A 23,606-nucleotide genomic window follows, 5' to 3' on the forward strand; every position below is an offset into this window, starting at 1 on the left:
CGCCCCTGCCCGTCCCTTGTTCCTGGGGCTCCGCCCCAGACCCCGCTCCTCAATCGCCGGAGGGCTGAAATCTTTCAGCCCGTCCGGCGTTTGAGGACGAGCGCGAAGCGCGAAAGGGGGGTCTGGGGGCGCAGCCCCCAGGGACGGGACGGGCAGGGGCGGAGGGGGCGAAAAAACTGGCCCCGCCGAGACTTCCCGGCGGGGCCAGATCCACGGCTCAGCGCCGAGCCACACCCTCCGCCCGAGCGGCCGCGGCCACCGCGGCGGTGACCGCCGGGGCCACCCGCTCGTCGAACGGCGAGGGAATCACGTAGTCCGCGGCAAGATCGTCCCCGACCACCGCGGCCAACGCGTCGGCCGCCGCGATCTTCATCCCCTCGGTGATCCGGGAGGCCCGCACCTGAAGGGCGCCCGCGAAGATCCCGGGGAACGCCAGCACGTTGTTGATCTGGTTCGGGAAGTCCGACCGCCCGGTCGCGACGACGGCCGCGTACTTGTGGGCGATGTCCGGATGCACCTCGGGGTTCGGGTTGGCCATGGCGAACACGAACGCGCCCTCGGCCATGGAAGCCACCGCCGGCTCCGGCACCGTACCGCCGGAAACGCCGATGAAGACGTCGGCGCCGGACAGCGCGGACTCCAGCGAGCCCGAGATCCCCGCCTTGTTGGTGATCGAGGCCAGCTCGCGCTTGACGTCCGTCAGGTCGTCGCGGTCCGAGGAGACGACACCCTTGCGGTCCGTGACGGCGACATCACCGAGACCGGCCCCCAGCAGGAACTTGGCGATGGCGACACCGGCCGCACCCGCGCCGGAGATCACCGCGCGCAGGTCACCCAGCTCGCGCCCGGTGAACTTCGCGGCGTTCCGCAGGGCCGCCAGGGTCACGACCGCGGTGCCGTGCTGGTCGTCGTGGAAGACCGGGATGTCCAGCCGCTCCTGGAGTCTGCGCTCGATCTCGAAGCAGCGGGGCGCGGAGATGTCCTCCAGGTTCACTCCCCCGAAGGAGGGTGCCAGCCGGACCACCGTCTCGACGATCTCGTCGACGCCGGTGCAGGCGAGCGCGAGCGGCACGGCGTCGACCCCGCCGAACTGCTTGAAGAGGATCGCCTTCCCCTCCATCACCGGAAGGGAGGCCTCGGGCCCGATGTCCCCGAGCCCCAGCACCGCTGTACCGTCCGTCACGACGGCGACGACCGACGACTTCCACGTGTAGTCGTCGACGAGCTCCGGGTTCTCGGCGATCGCGGTGCACACCTTGGCGACGCCGGGCGTGTACGCGAGGGAAAGGTCGTCCTTGTCGCGGATGGGCACGGTGGCCTGCACGGCCATCTTGCCGCCGCGGTGCAGCGCGAACACGGGGTCGAAGGAATCGAGGGGCTCGCCCGCGCGCTCCTGACTCGTACTGCCGCCGGCACCGTCGCCGCCGCTGCTGTCACCACTGCTCGCGGTGCGAGGATTGACAATCTCCGCTGCCACTTTGTTTTACCCCTTAAGTCTTCAAGTTTTTGAGGGTGACCACTCCTGATTGAGGGGTGGGCGGGCACCGCGCAGGCCCAGCCGCCGTGGTTGCGTACGGGCAGAACGCGACGGGCGCGCCGCACACGCGCCCTGAGCCCCGGATGAGGGGTGTAAAGAACCTTCCTACCCGACGGAACGGGCCGTCCGCGAGTCCATAGCGCGAAGGCCACACGTCGGCGACATGACTCATAGCCGAATATGTGGACAAGTCCACGACTTGCCCGCATGACGCCGTATGTGCGGCGTATAAACCGTTCGCATCCCGAGATGCGCCGAAGATCTTCCGGCCGGAAGGATCAGTTCCCGTATAAGGTCCGGCCTCGATGTACCGGCCTGGGGCGGTTCGGGGGTCACCCGTTATCCGATTTTGACATAGCTGGCCGCCTGAATGACGAGGTCCGAATGGCAAGATGCCGTAATCACACAAGGTCGCGACACCCGAAGGTGTGTGTTCTCGTCGACCCATCGGCACCTCTCTCATCCGCCGGAGGACCCAACATGACCGCAAGCTTCACCCGTCGTACGACCGCCCTGCGCTCCCGGACAGCCGCGGTCGGTGCGATCGCGGTCGCGGGGGCCCTGCTGCTCGCCGGCTGCGGCGACCAGACGAAGAGCGACGAGGGCGACAGCTCCTCCGAGTCGGCCAACAGCGCCCCTCTCTTCTCCAAGCTGCCGAAGGCGATCCAGAGCGCGGGTGTCATCAAGGTCGGCACGAACGCCGAGTACGCCCCCATGGAGTCGGTGGAAGGCGGCAAGATCGTCGGCGTCGACCCGGACATCGCCGCGGCGCTGGGCAAGCAGCTCGGTGTCAAGTTCACGTTCACCTCTGGCTCCTTCGACGGCCTGATCACCGCGGTGAACTCGGGCCGCTACGACATCGCGATGTCGTCCATCACGGACAACAAGCAGCGCCAGGAGGGCCTGGACGACGACGGCAAGAAGCTCGGTGAGGGCGTCGACTTCGTCGACTACTTCGTCGCGGGCACGGCCATCTACGTCAAGAAGGGCAACCCCGAGGGCGTCAACGGCATCGAGGACCTCTGTGGCAAGACGGCCGCGGTGCAGCGCGGCACCACGTACGAGGAAGCCCTCAAGGACCAGTCCAAGAAGTGCACGGACGGCGGCAAGAAGGCCGTCAAGATCGAGTCCTTCGAGAACGACACCGAGGCGCAGACCCGCGTGAAGTCCGGCGGTGCCGTGGCCGGCATCAACGACTACCCGGTCGCCCTGGACCTGTCCCGCAAGGCCGACGGCGGCAACGCCTTCGAGGTCGTCGGCGAGCAGTACGACGCCGGACCGTTCGGCATCGTGCTGAGCAAGAAGAACACCGAGCTCCGCGATGTCCTGAAGGAAGCCGTCGACGCGATCATCGCGGACGGTTCCTACCAGAAGGTGCTGGAGAAGTGGGGCGCGGAGTCGGGCGCGATCGACAAGTCCGCGATCAACGGCGGCAAGTGAGCCCAGCGCACCACTGAAGGGCAGTCACGTGACTGACAAGTTCGACAAGTCCCCCTCGGACACCCCGCCCCCGGGGGGCCCGGTTTCCGCGCCCCCGGTGCCCCCGGGCGGCCCGGAGGCCATCAAGGCGATCCCCGTCCGGCACTACGGCCGCTGGGTCAGCGGCGTCATCGTCGTCGCGCTCCTCGCGGCGATCGTCTACGCGTTCTCGCAGGGCGACATCCAGTGGTCCACGGTCGGCGACCAGCTCTTCGTCTCCAGCGTCGTCCAGGGCGCCGGCCGCACGCTGCTGATCAGCGTGCTGTCCATGATCGTGGGTGTGGTCCTCGGCATCGTCCTCGCGGTGATGCGGCTCTCCAAGAACCCGGTGACCAGCGGCGTCGCCTGGCTCTACATCTGGTTCTTCCGCGGCACCCCGGTCTACGTCCAGTTGCTGCTCTGGTTCAACCTGGCGCTGATCTTCCCCGTCCTCAACCTCGGTCCGATCTACAAGGACGAGATGACGGACGTCATGACCCCGTTCATGTGCGCCCTGCTGGGGCTCGGCCTGAACGAGGCCGCGTACATGGCCGAGATCTGCCGCGCCGGTCTGCTGGCCGTCGACGAGGGCCAGACCGAGGCCTCGCACGCCCTGGGCATGAGCCACACCAAGACCCTGCGCCGGATCGTGATCCCGCAGGCGATGCGTGTCATCGTGCCGCCGACCGGCAACGAGTTCATCAACATGCTCAAGACCTCGTCGCTGGTGTACGCGGTCACGTACAACGAGCTGTTGCGCTCGACCTCGGCGATCGGCTCGACGTCGTACGCGGTGATGGAGATGCTCTTCGTCGCCTCGATCTGGTACCTGGCCATGACCAGTGTGTTCAGCGTCTTCCAGTACTACCTGGAGCGGTACTACGCGCGCGGCTCCCTCCGTAGTCTGCCGACCACCCCCTGGCAGAAGATCAAGGCGAACATGCTTTCGCTGGGTAGCGAGAGGGGCTCGAAGTGACCGCCATGGTGAAGTCCGAGGGCGTCCACAAGTCCTTCGGCCCCGTCGAGGTCCTCAAGGGCATCGACCTGGAAGTGAACACCGGTGAGGTGTTCTGCCTCATCGGCCCGTCCGGCTCCGGCAAGTCAACCTTCCTGCGGTGTATCAACCACCTCGAGAAGATCAACGCCGGGCGTCTGTACGTCGACGGTGAGCTGGTCGGCTACCGCCAGAAGGGCGACAAGCTGTACGAGCTGAAGGACAGCGAGGTCGCGCTGAAGCGGCGGGACATCGGCATGGTGTTCCAGCGCTTCAACCTGTTCCCGCACATGACGGCGCTCGACAACGTCATGGAGGCGCCGGTCCAGGTCAAGGGCGTGAGCAAGTCCCAGGCGCGGGAGCGCGCGGGCCAGCTCCTGGAGCGGGTGGGCCTGGCCGACAAGGCGAAGACCTACCCCTCGCAGCTCTCCGGGGGCCAGCAGCAGCGTGTGGCGATCGCCCGCGCGCTGGCGATGGACCCGAAGCTGATGCTCTTCGACGAGCCGACCTCGGCGCTCGACCCGGAGCTGGTCGGTGACGTCCTGGACGTCATGCGCGACCTCGCCGAGTCCGGCATGACGATGATCGTCGTCACCCACGAGATGGGCTTCGCCCGCGAGGTGGGCGACTCGCTGGTCTTCATGGACGACGGCATGGTGGTCGAGTCCGGCAACCCCCGCGACGTACTGACGAATCCGCAGCACGAGCGGACGCAGTCGTTCCTGTCGAAGGTGCTCTGAGAGTCCGAGGGTGCGCTGAGTCCGAAGGTGCTCTGAGTCCGAAGGTGCTCTGACGGTACGCAGGGGAAGGGGCGGTACGGAAACCTCCGTACCGCCCCTTTTCATGCTCCCCCTACGGCAACAGCTCCCCGCGAGGCCTATTTGACCGCCAGCACCAGCGCGTCGGAGGGGGAACGCCACACGGGCCTGGCCTCCCCGAACCCCTTCTCGCGCAGCACGCGCGCGTGCCAGTCGGGGGAGGGCGTGTCGCCGTCCGCGTGCTCGCCGTAGATCTCGAACCGGCGGGCGGTCGGCGCGGCGAGCACGGGGTCCTGGGCGGCGAGCTGCCACCATTCGGCCCAGTCGAGCACGCCGTCCGCCTTCGCCCGGTCCATCCGGGTGTGCCGCTGCGCGCGGTCCGCCGCGTTGATCCGGGGCGTCGACTCGTCGATCATGTGGTCGGCGTTCATGAAGACACCGCCGTCGCGGACGAGTTCCGCGATCCGACCGTAGAGATCCGTGAGGGGTCCGCTGTGCAGCCAGTGCAGGGCCGTGGCGGTCAGGACCGCGTCGTACGAGTCGTACGGCAGCCGGGCCGCCCACCGCGGGTCCTTGAGGTCGGCCGTGACGAAGGTGACCCGGTCGTCGCCCTCGAAGGTGCCCTCGGCGATGGCGAGGAGCGCGGGGTCGAGGTCGACGCCGGTGCTGGTGGCGTCCGGGAGGCGGTCGAGCAGCCGGGCCGTGATGGTCCCCGTGCCGCAGGCGAGGTCGAGGACGCGTGGCGCGGGCCCGACCAGAGCCTCGACCATGTCGAGCATCACCCGGAAGCGCTCCTCGCGGTCCGGCATGTACCACTCCTGCTGCCGGTCCCAGCTCTCCTGCCAGGCGCCCCAGTCGGTTCCGGTGGTGGTGGTCATGAAAGCCCCTTCTTCGCTCGGCCGCGTGATCCCGGCACTACCCGTAATACCCTTGAAGCACAGTCATCCGTTACTTCTCCGCAACCCCGACGATAGAGCGCCTCCGTAAGGACTACAAGTGGAACTGGCCTATTACTCGGACTACGCGGTACGCCTTGTCAACAGCGAGGAGCCGGCCCGGGGCAAGGACTCGCTCACCTCGGTGGACGCCGTACGTGACCTCTTCGGAGGGAACTCCTCGGCCGCCCGCCGGGCCACCGACGCGGACGTCACCCGCTTCCGCTCCGTACGGGCCCGGCTCCGCGCGGTCTTCGAGGCGGCCGACGGCGGCAACGAGACGCTGGCCGTGGACCTGCTGAACTCGCTCCTGCTGGAGTTCCCGGTCAGCCCGCAGATCTCCGGACACGACTACCGGGACGACAACGGGCGCCCGCTGTGGCACATGCACCTGGCGGACCACCCGTCGAACGCGACCGCGGGCTACGCGGCGATCGCGGCGATGGGCCTGGCCTTCCACCTGACGGAACACGGCGTCGACCGCCTGGGCCTGTGCGAGGCAGCGCCCTGCCGCAACGCCTACCTCGACACCTCTACCAACCGCTCCCGGCGCTACTGCTCGGACCGCTGCGCGACCCGCGCCAACGTGGCCGCCTACCGCGCGCGCAAGCGCCTGGAGGCGGACCGGTCGGACAGTACGGGCCTGGCCGCGCCGAGCGCCCAGCGCACCAGCGCGAACGGCGACCACTGATCCCTTCGCAGCGGCCGGTACCGGAACCGCACCTTCCCGAGGACGAGATCCTCGGGCACGGTGCCGTAGTCGGTGCTGTCCCCGCCGGCGAACGCGTTGTCGCCCAGCACCCACCAACCGCCCTCACGCCGTTCCGTGATCCGCTTGACGACCAGCAGGTCCTGCTGGAACGGATGGCACAGAACGACCACGTCACCGGGCCTCACCCGCGCCCCGTACTGCACGACGAGCCGATCCCCGTGCCGCAGCGTGGGCACCATGGACGGCCCCGTCACCTCCGCCGCCCCAAAAGGCAGGACGGCCCTCCCCCGCTCGGTCTCCTGCGACAGCTCCGGCATCACCGGCACCTCCCCGGTCCTATCCTCCACGAGTCCCAGTCTCACCCTGGACTTTTGTCCTAAGCCCATGGGGGCACTCGCGAAAACCCGTCTCCTACGGAGTAATGTCCCACCTGAGAAGACGATCACGAGGAAGGACAGCAGCATGCTCTCCCGCCTGTTTGCCCCCAAGGTCCAGGTCAGCGCGCACTGCGACCTGCCCTGCGGCGTGTACGACCCCGCCCAGGCCCGCATCGAGGCGGAGTCGGTGAAGGCCGTCCAGGAAAAGCTGGCCGCCAACGACGACCCGCACTTCCAGACGCGTGGCACCGTCATCAAGGAGCAGCGCGCCGAGCTCGCCAAGCACCACGTCTCGGTGCTCTGGAGCGACTACTTCAAGCCCCCGCACTTCGAGAAGTACCCGGAGCTGCACCAGCTGGTCAACGACGCCCTGAAGGCCCTCTCGGCCGCCAAGGCGTCCACCGACCCGGCGACGGGCCAGAAGGCGCTCGACTACATCGCCCAGATCGACAAGATCTTCTGGGAGACCAAGAAGGCCTGACCTCAGGTCTGTTCACCGGGTCTGGCATCACGTCAGGTCACCGTGACCGGCGAGCGGTGCACCCTCGCGGGTCAGCGCGGTTCCTGCGCACGGAAGGGGCTCGGCCGGAGAACCGGCCGGGCCCCTTCGGCATGGCACTCCAGGATCGCCGCGGCCCGTACCCCGCTGTCGGTGCCCCGTGCCATCCTGATGAGGTGACCGTGGAGGATCTGGTCCGGCTGCGCCGGGCCCGCGACCGGATGAACCGTGAGTACGCGCGACCGCTGGACATGGCGGAGCTCGCGCGCACCGCGCTGATGTCGCCCGGACATTTCCAGCGGAGCTTCCGGGCCGCCTTCGGCGAGACTCCGTACACCTATCTCATGACCCGCAGGATCGAGCGCGCCAAGGCCCTGCTGCGCCGCGGCGACCTGACGGTCACGGAGGTCTGCTTCGCCGTGGGGTGTTCGTCGCTCGGTTCCTTCAGCTCCCGCTTCACGGAGCTGGTCGGCGAGACCCCCAGCGCGTACCGCGCGCGGCCGCACGACCACGGCGCGCCGATCCCCTCCTGCGTGGCCCAGCGCCTCACCCGCCCGGCCCGCCACCGCAACCCGGAGGCAGAACCGGGCACACGCCTCTAGGGCGCGCCCGGCGGATCATGCCGGTGAGCGGGGTCCGGCACGCCGGTACTCACGAGGCGCGGTCGCTTCACTCCGACCTGATCCGCCGGACAGGCTCTAGCGTGGCCCCATGACTGGACCCATGAACGGCCCCATGGTCGACCTGAAACTGTCCCAGTGCTTCATCTCCGTGGACGATCACGACAAGGCACTCGCGTTCTACCGCGACGTCCTCGGTCTGGAGGTCCGCAACGACGTCGGGTTCGAGGGGATGCGCTGGGTGACCGTCGGCTCGCCGCTCCAGCCGGACGTGGAGATCGTTCTGGAGCCCCCGGCGGCGGACCCGGACGCGTCCCCCGCCGACAAGCAGGCGATGGCCGAGCTGCTGGCCAAGGGCATGCTCCGCGGTGTGATCTTCTCGACGCCGGACTGCGACGCCCTCTTCGCCCGCGTCCAGGCCTCCGGCGCGGAGGTGCTCCAGGAGCCGACGGACCAGCCCTACGGCCTTCGCGACTGCGCCTTCCGCGACCCGGCGGGCAATCTCCTGCGCTTCAAGGAACGCCCTCTCGGCGCCTGACCACGCCCTGGACGGCCCGGTCCCGGGCGGGCGGGCCTACCATCGGCTGATCACCATCACCGGGAGACCTCATGCCGTCCGCGCGCCCCAGCATCCTGTACGTCAGTGACCTGGCCTATCCCGCGAAGGGCCGCCGGTACTGCGACGAGGACATCTTCCTCACCTCCCGGCTGCGCGCCGAGTTCGACCTCGCCGTGTGCCACCCGCTGGACGCGGCCGCGCTGATGCACGCCTTCGACGCGGTGGTCGTACGCAACAGCGGACCGGTCCTGAACTACCAGGCACCGTACGAGGCGTTCCGCGAGCGGGCGGCCGCGGACGGCGTGCGCGTCTACAACCAGCTCTCGGGCAGGGGCGACATGGCCGGGAAGGGGTATCTGCTGGAGCTCACGGCGGCGGGGTATCCGGTGATCCCCACCATCGACCGCGCCGCGGACCTCGGCCGGCTTCCGGACGTCGGCACGTACGTGGTGAAGCCGAAGCTGGGAGCGGACTCGATAGGCCTGGAGTCCGTGCCCCGCGACCGGCTCGCCGACCCGGCGCTGTACGGCGACGTCCTCGTCCAGCCACGCGTCGACTTCGCCTACGAGGTGTCCTTCTACTTCGTCGACGACACCCTCCAGTACGCCCTGTACGCGCCCCGCCCCGAGGAGCGGTGGGCCCTGGAACCCTACGAACCGACCGAACGGGACCGGGAGTTCGCGCAGCGGTTCGTCGACTGGAACGACATCGCGTACGGGATCCAGCGCGTGGACGCCTGCCGGGCACCCGACGGTGAGCTCCTCCTCGTCGAGCTGGAGGACCTGAACCCCTACCTGTCCCTGGACGTCCTCTCCCCCTCCGCGCGGGACGCGTTCGTCGCGCGCGTAACAACGTCGTTGCACGGCCTGATCGGAGACAAGAGACCATGACGGAGCCGATCCGGCTGACCCAGCCGATCCGGTGGACCTACGCCTTTGTCGACCGGCCGTTGAAGAAGTTCGGGGCGGCCTGCGAGTTCTGGACGGCGGTCACCCGCACCAAGCTGTCCGAACGGCGCGGCGAACGGGGCGAGTTCGTGACCCTGCTGCCCGACGGGGCGGCCGACGCGTGTGTGAAGGCGCAGGGTGTCGCGGGGAGCGGGCCCGGCGCCGGAGGCGCGCATCTCGACCTCGTCGTCGAGGACGTACACGCGCTGGTGGAGTCGGCGCTGCGGCTGGGGGCCGATACCGTCGCGGACCACGGGGACTGGGCCGTACTCCGTTCTCCCGGCGGGCAGTTGTTCTGCGCCGTGCCCTGGCACGGGGAGTCGAAGCGGCCCCCGGTGATCAAGGGACCGTCCGGTGTCACCAGCCGTCTCGACCAGGTGTGCATCGATCTGGCGCCGGCCGTGTACGAGGCGGAGATCGCGTTCTGGAGCGCGCTGACCGGCTGGGAGTCGGTGCCCGGCGCGCTCGCGGAGTTCCACGCGATCAGGCCGCCGGCCGCGCTCCCGGTCCGTATCCTCCTGCAACGTCTCGGCTCCGCCCGCCCCACCTCCGCGCACCTCGACATCGCCTGCTCCGACATCGACGCGATCCGCATCCGCCACGAACTGCTCGGCGCCACGCTCCTCGGCCGCGGTGCCCGCTGGGCGGTGATGCGCGACCCGTCGGGCGGCACGTACTGCCTCACACCGCGCGACCCGGAGACGGGCGGCCTGCCCGTCCCGCCGACGAGCTAGCGCGGCGCCTCGGACGAGCTAGCGCGGCGCCTCGCCGGAGTCCCACACCTCGACGTCCACGACGGCCTCGGCCGGAATCGGTCCGTAGATGTGCGGGAACTCCTCGCCCCCGGCCTCGACGGCCTCGTAGCGCAAGGGGGCGCCGAGCAGTCCGGGGTCGATCACCAGGACCACCAGTTCGTCGGGCCCGGCGTAGGAGCCGTACAAGAAGGCGGCCACACCCGGGAGTTGGTGGCGCAGGGAGCAGTGGATGAAGCCCTCCTCCTGGAGGGTCCGGCCGCGGGTGGACATCTCGTACGCGCCGGACGCGCGTGCCGCGTCCCAGAGGGAGCGCTCGGTGATGTGCAGGATGTGTTCGGGCATACCCGTACGCTACGGCTTCAGCCGTACGGCACGCGCCTGCATATACCGCTGTTCGGGGAGGCTGAGGGTCTTCCCGGCCGCCGACTCGTAGGCGGCACGGGCCCCCGCCGTGTCCCCCGCGCGCTCCAGCAGATGACCTCGGACCGCGTCGATCCGATGTCCGAGCGCCGACTCCCCCTCCAGCGGCTCCAGTTCGAGGAGCCCCGCCCGCGGCCCGTGCACCATGGCCACCGCCACCACCCGGTTGAGACGCTCGACGGGCCCCGGAACCCGGCGGACCAGGATGTCGTACAGACCGAGGATCTCGCGCCAGTCCGTGGCGTCCGCCGACGGCGCCTCGTCGTGGACCGCGGCGATGGCCGCCCGCAGCTGATACGGCCCCGCCGTCCCCCGCGACACCGACAGCGCCTCCGTCACCAGCGCCACGCCCTCCCGCACGGCCGCCTCGTCCCACAGGCCGCGGTCCTGTTCGTCGAGCGGGACCAGTTCACCGTGCGGGCCGGTGCGCGCGCCGCGCCGGGCGTCGGTCAGCAGCATCAGTGCCAGCAGCCCCGCCACCTCGCCGTCCCCTGGGAGGAGTTGGCGGACTGTACGGGTCAACCGGATCGCCTCGCCGGCGAGTTCGGCCCGCTGGAGGGCCGGTCCGGAGGTCGCCGTGTACCCCTCGTTGAAGATCAGGTACAGCGTGTGGAGGACGGCGGGCAACCGGTCCTCCCAGTTGTCCGGGCGCCCGAACCGCGTCCCCCGCACCCGCTGCTTCGCCCGGCTGATGCGCTGGGCCATCGTCGCCTCGGGCACGAGATGGGCGCGGGCGATCTCCGCGGTCGTCAGACCGCCGACGGCCCGCAGGGTGAGCGCGATCTGGCCGGACGCGGTCAGCTCCGGATGGCAGCAGAGGAAGAGCAGGGAGAGCGTGTCGTCCTCGCTCGGCGCCCGGGCGGCCCCGGGCGGCGGCGCCACGAACGCGTCCCGGGGAGTCAGCGCCGCCGCCCTCTCCTCCCGCAGCCGCCGCGACTCCTCACTGCGCAGCGCGTCCGTCAGCCGCCGCGAGGCCACCTTGATCAGCCAGCCGCGCGGATTGTCGGGCACGCCGTCGCGGGCCCACTGCCCGGCCGCCGCGAGCAGAGCCTCCTGTACGGCGTCCTCGGCCAGGTCGAAATGCCCGTACCGGCGTACGAGCGCGCCGAGGACCTGCGGCGCGTGCCTGCGCAGCAGGTCCTCGACCTCGGTCGTACGACTCACCTCACTCGCCCGACCCACGCGACCTGTCCGCCCCGTCCGCCCTGTCCGGCTCAGATGTCGCCGGCGCCGTCCATGATGGGCCGGATGACCACCGGGTAGTCGACGACTCCCTCCGGGCCCGGGCACTGGGCGACACGCGCGGCGATCTCCGTGACCCGGTCCAGGCTCTCGCACTCCAGGACCCAGTAGCCGGCGAGCAGTTCCTTGGTCTCGCCGTACGGCCCGTCGGTGATGACAGGCTTGCCGTCCGCGCCGGCCGAAACGAACCGGGTCTGGGCGGGTTCGGCCAGCCCGTTCGCGTCGACCAGCTCACCGGACTCGGAGAGGTCATTGTTGATCGCGCCCATAAAGGCGTACATGGCCTGGAGCTCCTGCTCGCTCCAGGCCGGGGCCCCGGCGGAGGCCTTGCCCCGCATACCCTCGTAGTCCGCCTGTGTTCCCTGCACCATCACCAGGTACTTCATGAGTCCACTCCTTCGGCTTGGCCGGCTTCCACGGTCGGACCACCCGCACGGGCGGCCCTCACAGGAGACGTCGGAGCCGGCCCGCGTTTCTCTACACGGCCGCGCGGACTCGGTCAGGTTTTCTTCGTGACGGGCTCCCCGGGCCGGACTGCGGTCCGGGGCTCCTCCTCGGCTTCGTCGGCAGACGTCCCGCACTGCGGGTTCCGGCAGGGGCCGGCCACCCAGGCGGGAACCCACGCGCCCATGGTCTTGTGCCTCTTCACGACCGTGGCGACCGGCTGCCCGCAGGTGGAGCAAACATACTCATCGGTGCCCATGCCTTCAGGATATTGCGGAAGAGCCTTCAGCGCTTCCTGCTGTACGTCCTCACCAGCACCCCGTTCTTGAAACGGGCGCGATGATCGTGCGCGGAGAGATGAGCGTTTTCAGCCCGTCCGGCGTTTGAGGACGAGCCCGTCAGCGCGAAGCGGGGGTCTCGGGGCGGCGGCCCTCAGAAACGGGACGGGCAGGGGCGGAGGGGGCGAAAGAACAGGTCCCGCACACCGTGGGGATGTGCGGGACCAACCGGAGCCCGAAACGGGACCGTACGGACGTCAGGTGCCGTACGGAACCGGGACCACCGGCGTCATCGGGGACTCGAACCACCCCGCAGGCGACCTCAGTTGCTGCGCCGCGTCACGAACTCCGCCAGCGCGAGGAGACCCCCCGCCGCCTCGGGCTCAGGCACCGCCCGGGACAACTCCTGCACCGCCCGGGCCATCCAGTCGCCGGCCTGCGCCTGCGCCCAGTCCCGACCCCCCGCCCGCTCGACCGCCAGCACCGTACGCTCCAACCCCCCTTCCCGATAAGGCGCTCCGTACAGCTCGGCCAGTTCGGCCGCCGCCGCCGTACCGGAGGCGAGCGCGGCCACCACGGGCAGCGACTTCTTCCGGACGACGAGGTCCGCCCCGGCAGCCTTGCCGGTACGGCTCGGATCCCCCCAGATCCCGATCACGTCGTCGATCAGCTGAAAGGCGAGCCCGGCCGAACGGCCGAACGCGTCCAGCGCCTCGACGTCCTCGTCCCCCGCCCCCGCGTACAGCGCACCCACCGCGCAGGCACAGCCGAGCAACGCGCCCGTCTTGGCCTCCGCCATGGCGAGGCACTCGTCGAGGGTGACCTCGTGCGGGCCGCGCTTCTCCATGGCGGTGTCCGCGTGCTGCCCCTCGCACAGCTCGACGACACAGGACGCGAGCCGGGCGGCGGCAGCCGAGGACGCCGGGTGCGGGTCCTCGGCGAGCAACCGCTGCGCCAGCGCCTGCAGGGCGTCCCCCGCGAGGATCGCGTCGGCGTCGCCGAACACGGTCCAGGCGGTGGGGCGGTGCCTGCGCGTGGTGTCCCGGTCCATCACGTCGTCGTGCAGCAGCGTGAAGTTGTGGATCAACTCCACCGCGGCGGCCGCCCGTACGGCCGTCTCGTGCTCTCCGCCGAGTGCCCGGACCGCGGCGAGCACGAGGGCCGGCCGGATCGCCTTGCCCGGATTGCCCGCCGCGGGTGTGCCGTCCGCGTGCTCCCAGCCGAAGTGGTAGAGCGCGATCCGGCGTATCGATCCGGGCAGCGAATCGAGGGCTCTGCGCAGCTCGGGGTCGACGGAGGCCCGGGCACTCTCCAGGATCGCCGCCGCTTCCTGCCCTCCCCCGCTCCCGGCCTCGCCCGAGCGGGGGGACCCCAGCCGCGCGCCTGCCGGGACCTGCTCATCCATGGGCCTCCCGATGGATCTTTGCCGTCCGGGACTCTCGGCCGGGCTCTGTGGTGACGCCGGTCTGCCGAGTGTCCCCGCCCGGCCGGGCGGGGACACCACGCCCGGCCTGGGGGTCGTCACCGCCAGCGGCCGATCTCGACGTTCTCCAGGATGCCGAGGGCGTCCGGCACGAGCACCGCGGCCGAGTAGTACGCCGTCACCAGGTAGGAGATGATCGCCTGTTCGTTGATGCCCATGAAACGCACCGACAGGCTCGGCTCGATCTCGTCCGGGATACCCGCCTGCTGGAGCCCGATGACACCCTGCTCGGCCTCACCGGTTCGCAGGGCGATGATCGAGGTCGTACGGGCGTCGCTGACCGGGATCTTGTTGCACGGGAAGATCGGCACCCCGCGCCAGGTCGGGATGCGGCTGCCGCCCATCTCGACGGTCTCCGGGACGAGACCCCGCTTGTTGAACTCGCGGCCGATCGCGGAGATCGCGCGCGGGTGTGCGAGGAGCAGCTTGGTGCCCCGCCTGCGGCTGAGCAGTTCGTCGAGGTCGTCGGGGCTGGGCGCGCCGTCGTGCGGCTGCAACCGCTGGTCGTACTCGCAGTTGTTGAGGAGCCCGAACTCCCGGTTGTTGATGAGCTCGTCCTCCTGGCGCTCCTTCAACGCCTCGACAGTGAGCCGGAGTTGCTGCTCGGTCTGGTTCATCGGCTGGTTGTAGAGATCGGCCACGCGCGAGTGCAGGCGCAGCACGGTCTGGGCGATGCTGAGTTCGTACTCTCGCGGCGCCCCCTCGTAGTCCACGAAGGTGCCGGGGATGTCCGACTCCCCCGTGTGGCCGGCCGCGAGATCGATCTCCCGCTCTCCGTACTTGTTGGCACGCTGCTCCGGAATCGCGCGCAGCGCCTGGAGATGGTCGCGCAGGGACTCCGAGCGCTCCGCGACCTGTTCGAGGTCGTTGCGGGGCAGTGTGAGCACGGTGCACGCGGTGACCGCGCGGGCCGTGTACTCCCAGATGGCGTCCGGGTCGATGAGCGCCTGCTCGCCGAAGTACGCGCCGTCGGCCAGGACTCCGAGGACCGCGTCGTCCCCGTACGGCCCCGTGCCGGTCTTCTCCACCTTGCCGTGCGCCAGCAGGAACACCTCGTCGGACGGGCTGCCGAACGAGACGAGCACCTCCCCCGGTGCGAACTCCCGCTGCTGGCAGCGGGAGGCGAGCTCGCCGAGCACCTCCTGATCCTCGTACGACCGCAGCACGGGCAGTTCGCCGAGCTCCGCGGGGATGACCTGAACGCGGTCACCCGTCTTCACGAATGTCACGCGGCCGTCGCCCACCGAGTAGCTGAGCCGCCGGTTCACGCGGTACGTGCCACCCTGCACGTTCACCCAAGGAAGCATGCGCAGCAGCCAGCGTGAACTGATCTCCTGCATCTGGGGTGCGGACTTGGTGGTGGTGGCCAGGTTCCGCGCGGCGGATGTGCCGAGACTCTGCTGCGGCTTGCCCTGACCCGCACGGACCTCTTCGCCTACCGACATGAAAATTGCCCTCCCAGTCGTGCGCTGATCTGCGAGAGCAACCCTTCCATCACAGAGCGTGTCAGTGCTATTACACGAATGAGGGGGAATGGATCACCGACGGAATGGGCACGGGGCGGTTTTTCGTCGATCAGTCGAACAATGGGCGGTTGTCGAGGGGCGGGAACTTCAAGATCTGGTCAAGCGTTTGACGCGGTGACTGATGATTCGATCGACGTCTCGGCTGACGCTTCGACGTAAGAGTTCGACGTAAGAGAACGGGAGACGGTCATGGCAGGCTTTCTGGACCGCGCCAAAGAGCAGGCGCAGCGCGGACTCACCCAGGGCAAGCAGAAGATCGACGACGCGCAGGCACAGCGCGCCGGCGGCGACCTGCTGAAGAAGCTGGGCGCCGCGTATCTCGCGGAGCGGCGCGGCACGGGCTCTCCCCAGGTGACGCAGCAGGCCCTGCAGGCGCTGGAGAACCACATCGCGACGCACGGGGACAGCTTCCTGCGCAGCTGATCCTTCCCGCGCGGATGATCGCGGGCTCTCCTTTCGCGCCCGGCCCACCGTCGGACGTCACCGCCGGCCACTGACACGCCGCGTCCGGGCCCCTCCCTCCGGAGGCCCACCCCGGACGCGTGTCCGACAATGGCCCTGTGACCAGCCCGGACATCCCCGCCGTCCCCCACCCCACCGAAGCGCCCGCGCCCGGCCTCGACTCCGGCTTCGGCCTCGACATCAACCCCGACGTCCTGCACCCCCGGCTTCCGTCACCGGCGCAGGATGTCGTCGACGAGCGTTTCGAGCGCCGCGGCGTCCGGCTGGTGCTCAAGCGGGACGATCTGATCCACCCGGAGCTGGTCGGCAACAAGTGGCGCAAGCTGGCCCCGAACCTGGGGGCGGCGGAGGGCCGTACGGTGGTCACTTTCGGCGGGGCGTACTCGAACCATCTGCGGGCCACGGCCGCCGCGGGCCGCCTCCTCGGGTTGCCCAGCATCGGCGTGGTCCGCGGCCAGGAGCTGTCCGGGCGCCCGCTCAACCCCTCACTCGCCCGGTGTGCGGCCGACGGCATGCGACTGCACTTCGTCGACAGATCGACGTACCGCCGCAAGACCGAGCCGGAGACACTCGCCGGGATCCTGCGCGCGCTGGGCACCGAGGACGCGTACGTCGTGCCCGAGGGCGGCAGCAACTCCCTTGCCGTACGCGGCTGCCGGGCGCTCGGCGAGGAGCTGCGCGGCCACGCCGACGTCGTCGCCCTGCCCTGCGGCACCGGCGGCACGCTGGCCGGCCTGGCCGCCGGGCTCGCCCCCGACCAGCGCGCTCTGGGCATACCCGTCCTCAGGGGCGGCTTCCTGGGCGCCGAGATACAGGCCCTCCAGGTCACGGCCTTCGGCGCCCGCCGAGGCGACTGGTCACTCGACGAGCGCTTCCACTTCGGCGGCTATGCGCGCACCACTCCCGAACTCGTGGCGTTCGCCGCGGACTTCGGGCAGCGCCACGGCGTGCCTGTCGAACATCTCTATGTCGCCAAAGCGCTGTACGGACTCGTCACCCTGGCCGAGGAGGGCGCCTTCCCTCGCGGAACGACGGTGGCGGCCGTGATCACGGGAGCACCGCTCCAGCCGGGCGCGGAACCCAGGCGCTGAGCGCCGGCCGCACGCCGTCCCCCGGCTCACCTCTCAGCGTTCGAGAGACGCCGCGTCCCCCATGACGATCACGGGGTGCTGGTCGGGGTCGAGTGTGCGCAGGAGCTTCTTCATGTGGTCCTCCTCCAGGCTCACGCAGCCCTGCGTGGGGCCGCCGTGGTCGACGTGCAGCCATATGCCGCCGCCCTTGCCGTCACCGAGCGGGCGGGTCCAGTCGAGAGGGGAGGTCCCCTGCTTGCGGTTGTAGTTGATGGCGACGACGTAGTCGAAGGAACCGGCCAGGGGTTCGCCCTCGAAGCCCGTGCCGCCGATGGTGAAGCCCCCCGACCGGTCGTACGGCAGCTCGGTGCCGGGATCGGCGAGCAGCCCGCCGGCGTCGGTGAGGGAGAACACGCCGATGGGTGACCGGAGATCACCGGCGTGGTGGTCGTCCGTCCAGCCCTCGCGGGCGTTGTGGGCCCTCCAGGTGGCTCCCGGCTCCCAGCCCGCACCGGTGCGGCGGTACAGCACCACCCGCGAGTTCGAGGAGTCCCTGCCCTGTCCGGTGACCAGCAGTACCTGGCGTGCGTTCGCGGGGATCTCGGACCGTGTCCGGGCACCGATTCCCGGCAGCTCGGCGGGGGCGGACGCTTCGCCGCCCGAGGGTGTCCGGCCCGGGACGGCCTGTGCCGTGCCGGGGCCGGCGGCCGGCGGCCGAGCCGCGCCGGTCGCCCCGCCGTCCGCCCCCGGCCCGGCCCCCGCGCATCCGGAGACGGCGACGACGACGGTCAGGGCCAGCACAGCGGCCGGCAACCCCAGAGCCTTCGGGACCGACGTGATGGAGACCGCCGCCCGGGGGTTGCCGGACGGGGCACGCAGAAGCCGCCGTCGGGACGGGCGGCACATTGGTGAAGTCATGATCCTCAGCCTGGTGGGGACAAATGAGGAACTGGTCAGCTCCGGGTGACCGGGTCAGGCCAGTTCGGAGCCCGCCTTCCACTGGGCCCAGGGCATGTTCCAGCCGTTGAGGCCGTTGTCGGGGGCGATTGTCCGGTCGTTGGAGTTCCGCACCACGACCACGTCGCCGATGAGGGAGTTGTCGTAGAACCAGGCGCCGTTCTGGTCGGGGTCGCCGCCTCCCTTGACGTCGTTGAGGCCCACACAGCCGTGGCTGATGTTCGAGTGCCCGAAAACGGAGTCCGCACCCCAGTAGTTGCCGTGAATGAAGGTGCCCGAGGTGGACAGCCGCATGGCGTGCGGGACGTCGGGTATGTCGTACTGACCGGCGAACCCCACGGTGTCCCCGTCCATCCGGGTGCTGATCAGCTTCTCCGAGATCACCATCCGGCCGTTCCACGTGGGCGAGTTCGCGGCACCCGCTGTGATCGGCAGCGTCTTCAGCGGCACGCCGTCGCGGACCACCGTCATCCGGTGTGTGCCGGCGTCCACGGTGGAGACCTGGCTGCGGCCGACGGTGAAGCGGACGGTCCTGTCCTGTTCGCCGTACGCGCCGTCGGCGCCCTTGACTCCGTCGAGGCGGATCCTGACGGTGACGGTCGAGCCGGCCTTCCAGTACTCGCGCGGACGGAAGTCGAGGCGCCGTGCGCCGAACCAGTGGCCGACGACGGTCTGTCCGCCGCTGGAGCCGACCTCGACGGCCGACTCGACCGCCTTCCTGTCGGTGATCGCCTTGTCGAAGGTGAAGGAGACGGGCATCCCCACCCCGACCGTGGCTCCGTTCTCCGGGGTGGACGTGCCGGTGAAGCCGTCCGTTTCGGCGACGGTGGTGAACGCGATCTCCTTCGTCACCTCGCGTCCCCCGGCGCCCGCGGCCACCACGGTCAGCCGGTAGCCGGTGCCGTGGTGGAGGGCGGCATCCGGCCTCCAGGATCTGCCCGTCGAGGAGACGGCGCCGTGTACCGCCTGGCCGTTCGTGGCCGCCAGGGACACCTCGGTGATCCTCCCGGCCTCGACCGTGACACGGCCGCCGCGTCCGACGGAGACATGCTTCTGCCCGTCGGTGGCGTTCAGCCGTATCTGCGGCGTGCCGGCCGCTCCGGCCGTCGCCGGGACCGCCTTCGTGCGGTCGCCCTCGGCTGCGGGCCCGGTGCCGCAGCCGGCCAGAAGGCAGGCCGAGAGCGACAGCGCGGCCAGGGTCACGGCCGGGCGGGTGCGGTGCATGGGTTCTCCGTCGTTCGCGTCGGGTGATGTCTCCCGCCTCCCGCCGAGCGGCGGGAGGCGGGAGGCGGGGCGCGGCCGTGTCCGCCGGCCACCAGGCGTGCCGCCGGCGCCGGACGCGCCGAGGGGCTTCGGCCACCCTGGCTCGCGGATATCAGGAAGTTGTGAGGGTGCGTGAGGTTGTGGGAAGGGCCTCAGGGGGCGCTGAACTCCGCTTTCCCGCGCCTAGAGTCAGCGGCGTGTGCGCACATATCCTGGTCGCGGAAGACGACGAGATGCAGGCCGAGCTGATACGACGGCTACTGCTTCAGGAGGGTCACACCCCTGTCGTGGTCCACGACGGGCGGGCCGCGATCGACGAAGCCGTCCGGCACCGGCCCGACCTGGTCGTCCTGGACCTGATGCTGCCCAAGGTCGACGGTCTCGGCGTGTGCCGGGTGCTGCGGGAGAACGGGAACATCCCCGTCCTCATACTCACCGCCCGCTCCACGGAGGACGAGGTCCTGCTCGGCCTGGAACTCGGCGCGGACGACTACATGACCAAGCCGTACAGCCCACGGGAACTGCTGGCCCGCATCCGCACCGTACTGCGCCGCACCCTCGGCCCCGCGGACCCCTCCCCCGTGCTCCGGGTGGGCGGCATCACCGTCGACCCCGCCCGCCACCGGGTGACCTGCGACGGCGCCCCGGTCACCTGCACTCCCGGCGAGTTCGCCATCCTGCACGCCATGACCGCGGAACCCGACCGGGTCTTCTCACGCCGGCAGTTGCTTCAGCACACCCGGGGCCACGACCGCGCTTCCACCGAACGCGCCATCGACGTACACATCATGAACCTGCGCAAGAAGATCGAGCCCGATCCCCACGTACCCGTCCGGCTGCTCACGGTCTTCGGCATCGGCTACAAACTCACCGGGCAGCCGTCGTGACACCCGGTCCTCGTATCCCCTGGCGCAAGAGCCTGTTGGTACGGCTCCTGCTCACCTCCGTGACGATCGCCGTGCTCTCCGTGGGAGCAACCGCCTGGCTGGCCGTACAGACCACCACCCGGGCCATCCAGGACGAGCGCGGCCAGGCGCTCTCCGACGACACCGACATCCTCCGCCGGCTCAGCGGGTTCGCCGCGGAGCACCCCGACTGGGACGGCGTGCGGACCTCGGTGCACGCCCTGTCCCGCACCACGGGACGGCGCATAGCCCTCACGACCGAGACCGGCCGCACCATCGCCGACTCGGCGGCCCCCGGCACCGCCCTGCCCACCCGGGCCTCGGCCACCGTCGACCCGCTGACCACCGACACGTACACCGAACCAGGTGCCCAACTCGCCGGACTCGACCCACGGGCGGTGGGACCGTACGCGCTCACCTCGGACGAACGGACCAAGGTGAGGGTATTGGCCGAGAAGTGCGCGCAGGGGTTCGTGGACCGGGGCGGCGTCCGAGAACTTCCGAGCGGCCGAACGGTGGTCGTCACCGACACCGGAGAGACAATCGTGCCGCCGGTCTGTGCCTACGGAGTGCTCGGCGGGCCCACGTCCGCCGAGCAGAAGGCGCTGACGAAACTCAGCGCGCTCGCCGAGCCCTGCTTCGACCCGGGCCGGGACCAGTGGCTCGAATCGTGGATCAACTTCCTTCCCGGCTCGCCCGCGGGCGAGCCGGTCAGCAAAGCCCACGACGGGGGGCAGCCGGCGGAGACCTGCCTCGAAAACGCCCGGCGCACGCAACTCGACCCGTACGTCGCCCCGAGGGCCCTGCTCTACCTGGGCAACATGGGCGGACAGCCCGGGGGCTTCGACCTCTCTCCCGCCAACAAAACCAAGATCATCGGTGTTACGGGGCTGGTCCTGGCCGTCACCGTCGCCATGACCGCCGTGGTCGCGATCCGCCTCGTCCGTCCCCTGCGCGCCCTGACCGCCGCCGCCCAGCAGCCGCCGCACCAGCACACCCGTGTCGCCGTCACCACCAAGGACGAGACCGGGTACCTCGCCGCCGCCTTCAACGACCTCACCGCGCGCCGCGAACAGCTCGAGGCCCAGCGCAAGGCCATGGTCAGCGACATCGCGCACGAGCTGCGGACCCCGCTGACCAACATCCGCGGCTGGCTGGAAGTCACCCGTGACGGGCTGCTCGACCCGGACCCGGACCTCATCGCCTCCCTGCACGACGAGGCGCTGCTCCTCCAGCACATCGTCGACGACCTGCGCGATCTCGCCGCCGCCGACGCGGGCACCCTGCGACTGCACCGCCGGCCCATGTCCGCGGACGAACTCGTCACCCAGGCGGTTTCGGCCCACAGCACGCGTGCCGAGACCTCGGGCATCCACCTGCGCACACACACCGACCCCGGCCTCTGGCTGGACGCCGATCCGGTTCGGATGCGCCAGGCCCTGGGCAACCTCATCTCCAACGCGCTCCGGCACACCCCCGCGGAAGGCACCGTCACGCTCACCGCCCGGCGGAGCGGCGACACGGCCGTCCTCACCGTGGAGGACACCGGCAACGGCATCGCACCCGAGGACCTGCCCCACGTCTTCGAGCGCTTCTGGCGGGCCGAGAAGTCCCGCAGCAGGCACACCGGCGGCAGCGGGCTCGGGCTGTCCATCGCCCGCCACTTCGTCGAGGCACACGGGGGAACCATCACCGCCTCCGGAGAACCCGGCGGCGGAGCCGTGTTCACCATCCGGCTCCCCGGCGCCCGACAGCCGGACAGCGCGGCTCCGTGACCCGCTCAGGACGTCCGGGAGCGGGCCCTCATGTCGCCTCGCGGTACGCCGCCGCCTCCTCCAGGTCCAGCCTGCGCAACAGCGTCCGCAGCATCTCGTCGTCGATGAAGCGGAGGTCGCGCAGCCGTACGAAGACCGCGCGTTCGGCGCCGATCATCTCGCCGGACAGCCTGCGGTAGGTGTCGTCGGCGGATTCGCCGGTCACCGGGTTCACCGAGCCGAGGCGTTCCCAGACGGCGTTGCGGCGGCGCTCCAGGACGGCGCGCAGCCGGTCGGCGAGCGGCGGGGGCAGCGCGTTGCGCTCGTCGGCGAGGAGCTCGTCCAGGCGTTGCTCGGCGGACCTGGAGGCCTGTGCCTGGGCGTTGGCCTCGGCGAGCGTCTCGGCCTGCGTGTCGCGCCCCGGCAGCTTCAGGAGGCGGATCAGCGGGGGCAGCGTCAGGCCCTGCACGACCAGGGTCCCGATCACCGTGGTGAAGGTCAGGAAGAGGATGAGGTTGCGGTCGGGGAACGGCTCGCCGCCGTGCATGGTGAGCGGGATCGAGAAGGCGATGGCGAGCGACACCACACCTCTCATCCCGGCCCAGCCGATGGCGAACGGAGCCTTCCAGGTGGGGTTCTCCTCCCGCTTCCGGATGCGCGCCGAGAAGATGCGCGGCAGGAAGGTCGCGGGATACACCCACACGAACCGGGTCGCGACCACCACGAGGAAGAGAGCCACCGCGTACCAGGCGGCGTCGATACCCTCGTACGCCCCAAGGTCCTTGAGGACGACGGGCAGTTGCAGGCCGATCAGCGCGAACACCGCCGACTCCAGGACGAAGGCGACCATCTTCCACACCGCCTCCTCCTGGAGCCGGGTCGCGAAATCGACCTCCCAGGAACGGTGTCCGAGGTAGAGGGCGACGACGACCACGGCGAGCACCCCGGAGGCGTGCACCTGCTCGGCGACCCCGTACGCGACGAAGGGGATCAACAGGGAGAGGGTGTTCTGGAGAAGTGCCTCCTTGAGGTGGGTGCGCAGCCAGTGGAGCGGCACCATCAGGACAAGTCCGACCGCGATGCCGCCGAACGCCGCGAGCAGGAACTCCCCGATGCCGCCCGCCCAGGTCGCGCCCTCGCCGACCGCCGCGGCGAGCGCCACCTTGTAGGCGGTGATCGCGGTCGCGTCGTTCACCAGGGACTCGCCCTGGAGGATCGTGGTGATCCGTGACGGCAACCCCACCCGGCGCGCCACCGCGGTGGCCGCGACCGCGTCCGGCGGCGCCACCACCGCCCCCAGGACCAGTGCCGCGGTCAGCGGCAGGCTGGGCACCAGCAGATATGCGGCCCAGCCGACGACCAGCGTCGCGAAGAGGACGTAGCCGACCGACAGCAGCGCGACGGGTCGCAGTTGCGCCCGCAGATCAAGGTACGAGCTGTCGGTGGCCGCCGTGTAGAGCAGCGGGGGCAGCAGCAGCGGGAGTACGACGTCGGGGTCGAGTTCGTACTCGGGCACCCCTGGGACGTACGAGATGAGCAGGCCCACCGTGACGAGCAGCAGCGGTGCCGGCACCGGTGTGCGGCGGGCCGCCGCCGCACACGCGGCACTTCCCGCGACCAGCAACAGCAGTGGCAAAATGTGCATCGTCTT

24 protein-coding genes are annotated in these 23,606 nt (G+C 70.2%); 13 read left to right on the plus strand and 11 right to left on the minus strand.

All coding sequences use genetic code 11. The annotated features are described in order from the left end of the window. Positions 1–217: 217 nt before the first annotated feature. Positions 218–1,477 (minus strand): NADP-dependent malic enzyme, encoded by a 1,260-nt coding sequence (locus tag ACIBLC_RS18205; protein ID WP_399211970.1) that lies wholly within the window; start codon positions 1,475–1,477, stop codon positions 218–220. 540 nt (positions 1,478–2,017) lie between these two features. Here ACIBLC_RS18205 and ACIBLC_RS18210 point away from each other — a divergent pair. From ACIBLC_RS18210 to ACIBLC_RS18220, 3 genes are read left to right on the plus strand one after another with little or no spacing between them, the layout of a single operon-like run. Next, entirely contained in the window at positions 2,018–2,977 is a 960-nt protein-coding gene (locus ACIBLC_RS18210) for an ABC transporter substrate-binding protein (protein ID WP_399211971.1), read from the plus strand. A gap of 28 nt (positions 2,978–3,005) precedes the next feature. Then, complete coding sequence (locus ACIBLC_RS18215; protein WP_399211972.1) at positions 3,006–3,971, plus strand: amino acid ABC transporter permease; 966 nt, start codon at positions 3,006–3,008, stop codon at positions 3,969–3,971. Further along, positions 3,968–4,729, plus strand: a complete 762-nt coding sequence (locus ACIBLC_RS18220; protein WP_399211974.1) for an amino acid ABC transporter ATP-binding protein — start codon at positions 3,968–3,970, stop codon at positions 4,727–4,729. Before ACIBLC_RS18215 ends, ACIBLC_RS18220 begins: the two co-directional genes overlap by 4 nt. A gap of 137 nt (positions 4,730–4,866) precedes the next feature. On the opposite strand, the gene ACIBLC_RS18225 is transcribed toward ACIBLC_RS18220, so the two are convergent. Continuing rightward, entirely contained in the window at positions 4,867–5,625 is a 759-nt protein-coding gene (locus ACIBLC_RS18225) for a class I SAM-dependent methyltransferase (RefSeq protein WP_399211975.1), read from the minus strand. A 118-nt stretch (positions 5,626–5,743) separates the two neighbouring features. On the opposite strand from ACIBLC_RS18225, the gene ACIBLC_RS18230 reads away from it, so the two are divergent. Further along, the gene (locus ACIBLC_RS18230; RefSeq protein WP_399211977.1) at positions 5,744–6,373 is read left to right on the plus strand and encodes a CGNR zinc finger domain-containing protein; all 630 of its coding nucleotides are present in this window, start codon (positions 5,744–5,746) and stop codon (positions 6,371–6,373) included. Here the strand turns inward: ACIBLC_RS18230 and sodX are convergent. Then, positions 6,277–6,711 carry a nickel-type superoxide dismutase maturation protease gene (sodX, locus tag ACIBLC_RS18235; protein ID WP_399212196.1) on the minus strand — a complete coding sequence of 145 codons (435 nt, stop codon included), beginning with the start codon at positions 6,709–6,711 and terminating at the stop codon, positions 6,277–6,279. The genes ACIBLC_RS18230 and sodX overlap by 97 nt on opposite strands. A gap of 145 nt (positions 6,712–6,856) precedes the next feature. Between sodX and sodN the strand changes: the two genes are divergently transcribed. The 5 genes from sodN to ACIBLC_RS18260 all read left to right on the plus strand — a co-directional run bounded on the left by sodN (position 6,857) and on the right by ACIBLC_RS18260 (position 10,130). Further along, on the plus strand, positions 6,857–7,252 hold the full coding sequence (gene sodN, locus ACIBLC_RS18240) for a superoxide dismutase, Ni (RefSeq protein ID WP_399211978.1): 396 nt from the start codon (positions 6,857–6,859) through the stop codon (positions 7,250–7,252). 194 nt (positions 7,253–7,446) lie between these two features. Continuing rightward, a complete protein-coding gene (locus ACIBLC_RS18245; RefSeq protein ID WP_399211979.1) occupies positions 7,447–7,872 on the plus strand; it encodes a helix-turn-helix transcriptional regulator in 426 nt (141 codons plus the stop codon). Positions 7,873–7,981: 109 nt separating this feature from the next. Further along, positions 7,982–8,428 carry a VOC family protein gene (locus ACIBLC_RS18250; RefSeq protein WP_399211980.1) on the plus strand — a complete coding sequence of 149 codons (447 nt, stop codon included), beginning with the start codon at positions 7,982–7,984 and terminating at the stop codon, positions 8,426–8,428. A gap of 71 nt (positions 8,429–8,499) precedes the next feature. Further along, positions 8,500–9,339, plus strand: a complete 840-nt coding sequence (locus tag ACIBLC_RS18255) for a hypothetical protein (protein ID WP_399211981.1) — start codon at positions 8,500–8,502, stop codon at positions 9,337–9,339. Continuing rightward, positions 9,336–10,130: a VOC family protein gene (locus ACIBLC_RS18260; protein WP_399211982.1), complete on the plus strand. Its 795-nt coding sequence runs from the start codon at positions 9,336–9,338 to the stop codon at positions 10,128–10,130. The genes ACIBLC_RS18255 and ACIBLC_RS18260 overlap by 4 nt, the downstream gene beginning before the upstream one ends. Positions 10,131–10,148: 18 nt before the next feature. Here ACIBLC_RS18260 and ACIBLC_RS18265 read toward each other — a convergent pair whose 3' ends face one another. From ACIBLC_RS18265 to ACIBLC_RS18285, 5 genes are all read right to left on the minus strand, one after another. Beyond that, entirely contained in the window at positions 10,149–10,493 is a 345-nt protein-coding gene (locus tag ACIBLC_RS18265) for a DUF952 domain-containing protein (protein ID WP_399211983.1), read from the minus strand. A 9-nt stretch (positions 10,494–10,502) separates the two neighbouring features. Further along, the gene (locus ACIBLC_RS18270; protein WP_399211984.1) at positions 10,503–11,735 is read right to left on the minus strand and encodes an RNA polymerase sigma factor; all 1,233 of its coding nucleotides are present in this window, start codon (positions 11,733–11,735) and stop codon (positions 10,503–10,505) included. Positions 11,736–11,785: 50 nt separating this feature from the next. Further along, positions 11,786–12,199, minus strand: coding sequence for a YciI family protein (locus tag ACIBLC_RS18275; protein WP_399211986.1), 414 nt, complete (start codon positions 12,197–12,199; stop codon positions 11,786–11,788). A gap of 658 nt (positions 12,200–12,857) precedes the next feature. Further along, a complete protein-coding gene (locus ACIBLC_RS18280; RefSeq protein WP_399211987.1) occupies positions 12,858–13,940 on the minus strand; it encodes a family 2 encapsulin nanocompartment cargo protein polyprenyl transferase in 1,083 nt (360 codons plus the stop codon). A 116-nt stretch (positions 13,941–14,056) separates the two neighbouring features. After that, entirely contained in the window at positions 14,057–15,463 is a 1,407-nt protein-coding gene (locus ACIBLC_RS18285; RefSeq protein WP_399211988.1) for a family 2B encapsulin nanocompartment shell protein, read from the minus strand. Between the two features lie 270 nt (positions 15,464–15,733). On the opposite strand from ACIBLC_RS18285, the gene ACIBLC_RS18290 reads away from it, so the two are divergent. Both ACIBLC_RS18290 and ACIBLC_RS18295 read left to right on the plus strand, forming a co-directional pair. Then, the gene (locus ACIBLC_RS18290; RefSeq protein WP_399211989.1) at positions 15,734–15,967 is read left to right on the plus strand and encodes a hypothetical protein; all 234 of its coding nucleotides are present in this window, start codon (positions 15,734–15,736) and stop codon (positions 15,965–15,967) included. A 218-nt stretch (positions 15,968–16,185) separates the two neighbouring features. Continuing rightward, positions 16,186–17,097: a 1-aminocyclopropane-1-carboxylate deaminase/D-cysteine desulfhydrase gene (locus ACIBLC_RS18295; RefSeq protein WP_399212198.1), complete on the plus strand. Its 912-nt coding sequence runs from the start codon at positions 16,186–16,188 to the stop codon at positions 17,095–17,097. A gap of 33 nt (positions 17,098–17,130) precedes the next feature. Here ACIBLC_RS18295 and ACIBLC_RS18300 read toward each other — a convergent pair whose 3' ends face one another. Further along, on the minus strand, positions 17,131–17,994 hold the full coding sequence (locus ACIBLC_RS18300) for a L,D-transpeptidase family protein (RefSeq protein WP_399211990.1): 864 nt from the start codon (positions 17,992–17,994) through the stop codon (positions 17,131–17,133). A gap of 54 nt (positions 17,995–18,048) precedes the next feature. Further along, entirely contained in the window at positions 18,049–19,257 is a 1,209-nt protein-coding gene (locus tag ACIBLC_RS18305; RefSeq protein ID WP_399211991.1) for an Ig-like domain-containing protein, read from the minus strand. Positions 19,258–19,493: 236 nt separating this feature from the next. Here ACIBLC_RS18305 and ACIBLC_RS18310 point away from each other — a divergent pair, with 236 nt between their 5' ends. Together ACIBLC_RS18310 and ACIBLC_RS18315 are read left to right on the plus strand one after the other, a co-directional pair. Then, a complete protein-coding gene (locus ACIBLC_RS18310) occupies positions 19,494–20,183 on the plus strand; it encodes a response regulator transcription factor (protein ID WP_399211992.1) in 690 nt (229 codons plus the stop codon). After that, the gene (locus tag ACIBLC_RS18315) at positions 20,180–21,976 is read left to right on the plus strand and encodes a sensor histidine kinase (protein WP_399211993.1); all 1,797 of its coding nucleotides are present in this window, start codon (positions 20,180–20,182) and stop codon (positions 21,974–21,976) included. The genes ACIBLC_RS18310 and ACIBLC_RS18315 overlap by 4 nt, the downstream gene beginning before the upstream one ends. A 28-nt stretch (positions 21,977–22,004) precedes the next feature. On the opposite strand, the gene ACIBLC_RS18320 is transcribed toward ACIBLC_RS18315, so the two are convergent. After that, positions 22,005–23,600: a Na+/H+ antiporter gene (locus ACIBLC_RS18320; RefSeq protein ID WP_399211994.1), complete on the minus strand. Its 1,596-nt coding sequence runs from the start codon at positions 23,598–23,600 to the stop codon at positions 22,005–22,007. Between the last annotated feature and the right edge of the window lie 6 nt (positions 23,601–23,606).

The organism is Streptomyces sp. NPDC050535, assembly GCF_044457665.1.
GTDB lineage: Bacteria > Actinomycetota > Actinomycetes > Streptomycetales > Streptomycetaceae > Streptomyces.

Coding starts and splice junctions, on each gene's coding strand:
- ACIBLC_RS18250 (WP_399211980.1), top strand. CDS start 7,982: ATGACTGGACCCATGAACGGCCCCATGGTCGACCTGAAACTGTCCCAG.
- ACIBLC_RS18305 (WP_399211991.1), bottom strand. CDS start 19,257: ATGCACCGCACCCGCCCGGCCGTGACCCTGGCCGCGCTGTCGCTCTCG.
- ACIBLC_RS18265 (WP_399211983.1), bottom strand. CDS start 10,493: ATGCCCGAACACATCCTGCACATCACCGAGCGCTCCCTCTGGGACGCG.
- ACIBLC_RS18290 (WP_399211989.1), top strand. CDS start 15,734: ATGGCAGGCTTTCTGGACCGCGCCAAAGAGCAGGCGCAGCGCGGACTC.
- sodX (WP_399212196.1), bottom strand. CDS start 6,711: ATGCCGGAGCTGTCGCAGGAGACCGAGCGGGGGAGGGCCGTCCTGCCT.
- ACIBLC_RS18255 (WP_399211981.1), top strand. CDS start 8,500: ATGCCGTCCGCGCGCCCCAGCATCCTGTACGTCAGTGACCTGGCCTAT.
- ACIBLC_RS18285 (WP_399211988.1), bottom strand. CDS start 15,463: ATGTCGGTAGGCGAAGAGGTCCGTGCGGGTCAGGGCAAGCCGCAGCAG.
- ACIBLC_RS18275 (WP_399211986.1), bottom strand. CDS start 12,199: ATGAAGTACCTGGTGATGGTGCAGGGAACACAGGCGGACTACGAGGGT.
- sodN (WP_399211978.1), top strand. CDS start 6,857: ATGCTCTCCCGCCTGTTTGCCCCCAAGGTCCAGGTCAGCGCGCACTGC.
- ACIBLC_RS18225 (WP_399211975.1), bottom strand. CDS start 5,625: ATGACCACCACCACCGGAACCGACTGGGGCGCCTGGCAGGAGAGCTGG.
- ACIBLC_RS18300 (WP_399211990.1), bottom strand. CDS start 17,994: ATGACTTCACCAATGTGCCGCCCGTCCCGACGGCGGCTTCTGCGTGCC.
- ACIBLC_RS18280 (WP_399211987.1), bottom strand. CDS start 13,940: ATGGATGAGCAGGTCCCGGCAGGCGCGCGGCTGGGGTCCCCCCGCTCG.
- ACIBLC_RS18320 (WP_399211994.1), bottom strand. CDS start 23,600: ATGCACATTTTGCCACTGCTGTTGCTGGTCGCGGGAAGTGCCGCGTGT.
- ACIBLC_RS18210 (WP_399211971.1), top strand. CDS start 2,018: ATGACCGCAAGCTTCACCCGTCGTACGACCGCCCTGCGCTCCCGGACA.
- ACIBLC_RS18260 (WP_399211982.1), top strand. CDS start 9,336: ATGACGGAGCCGATCCGGCTGACCCAGCCGATCCGGTGGACCTACGCC.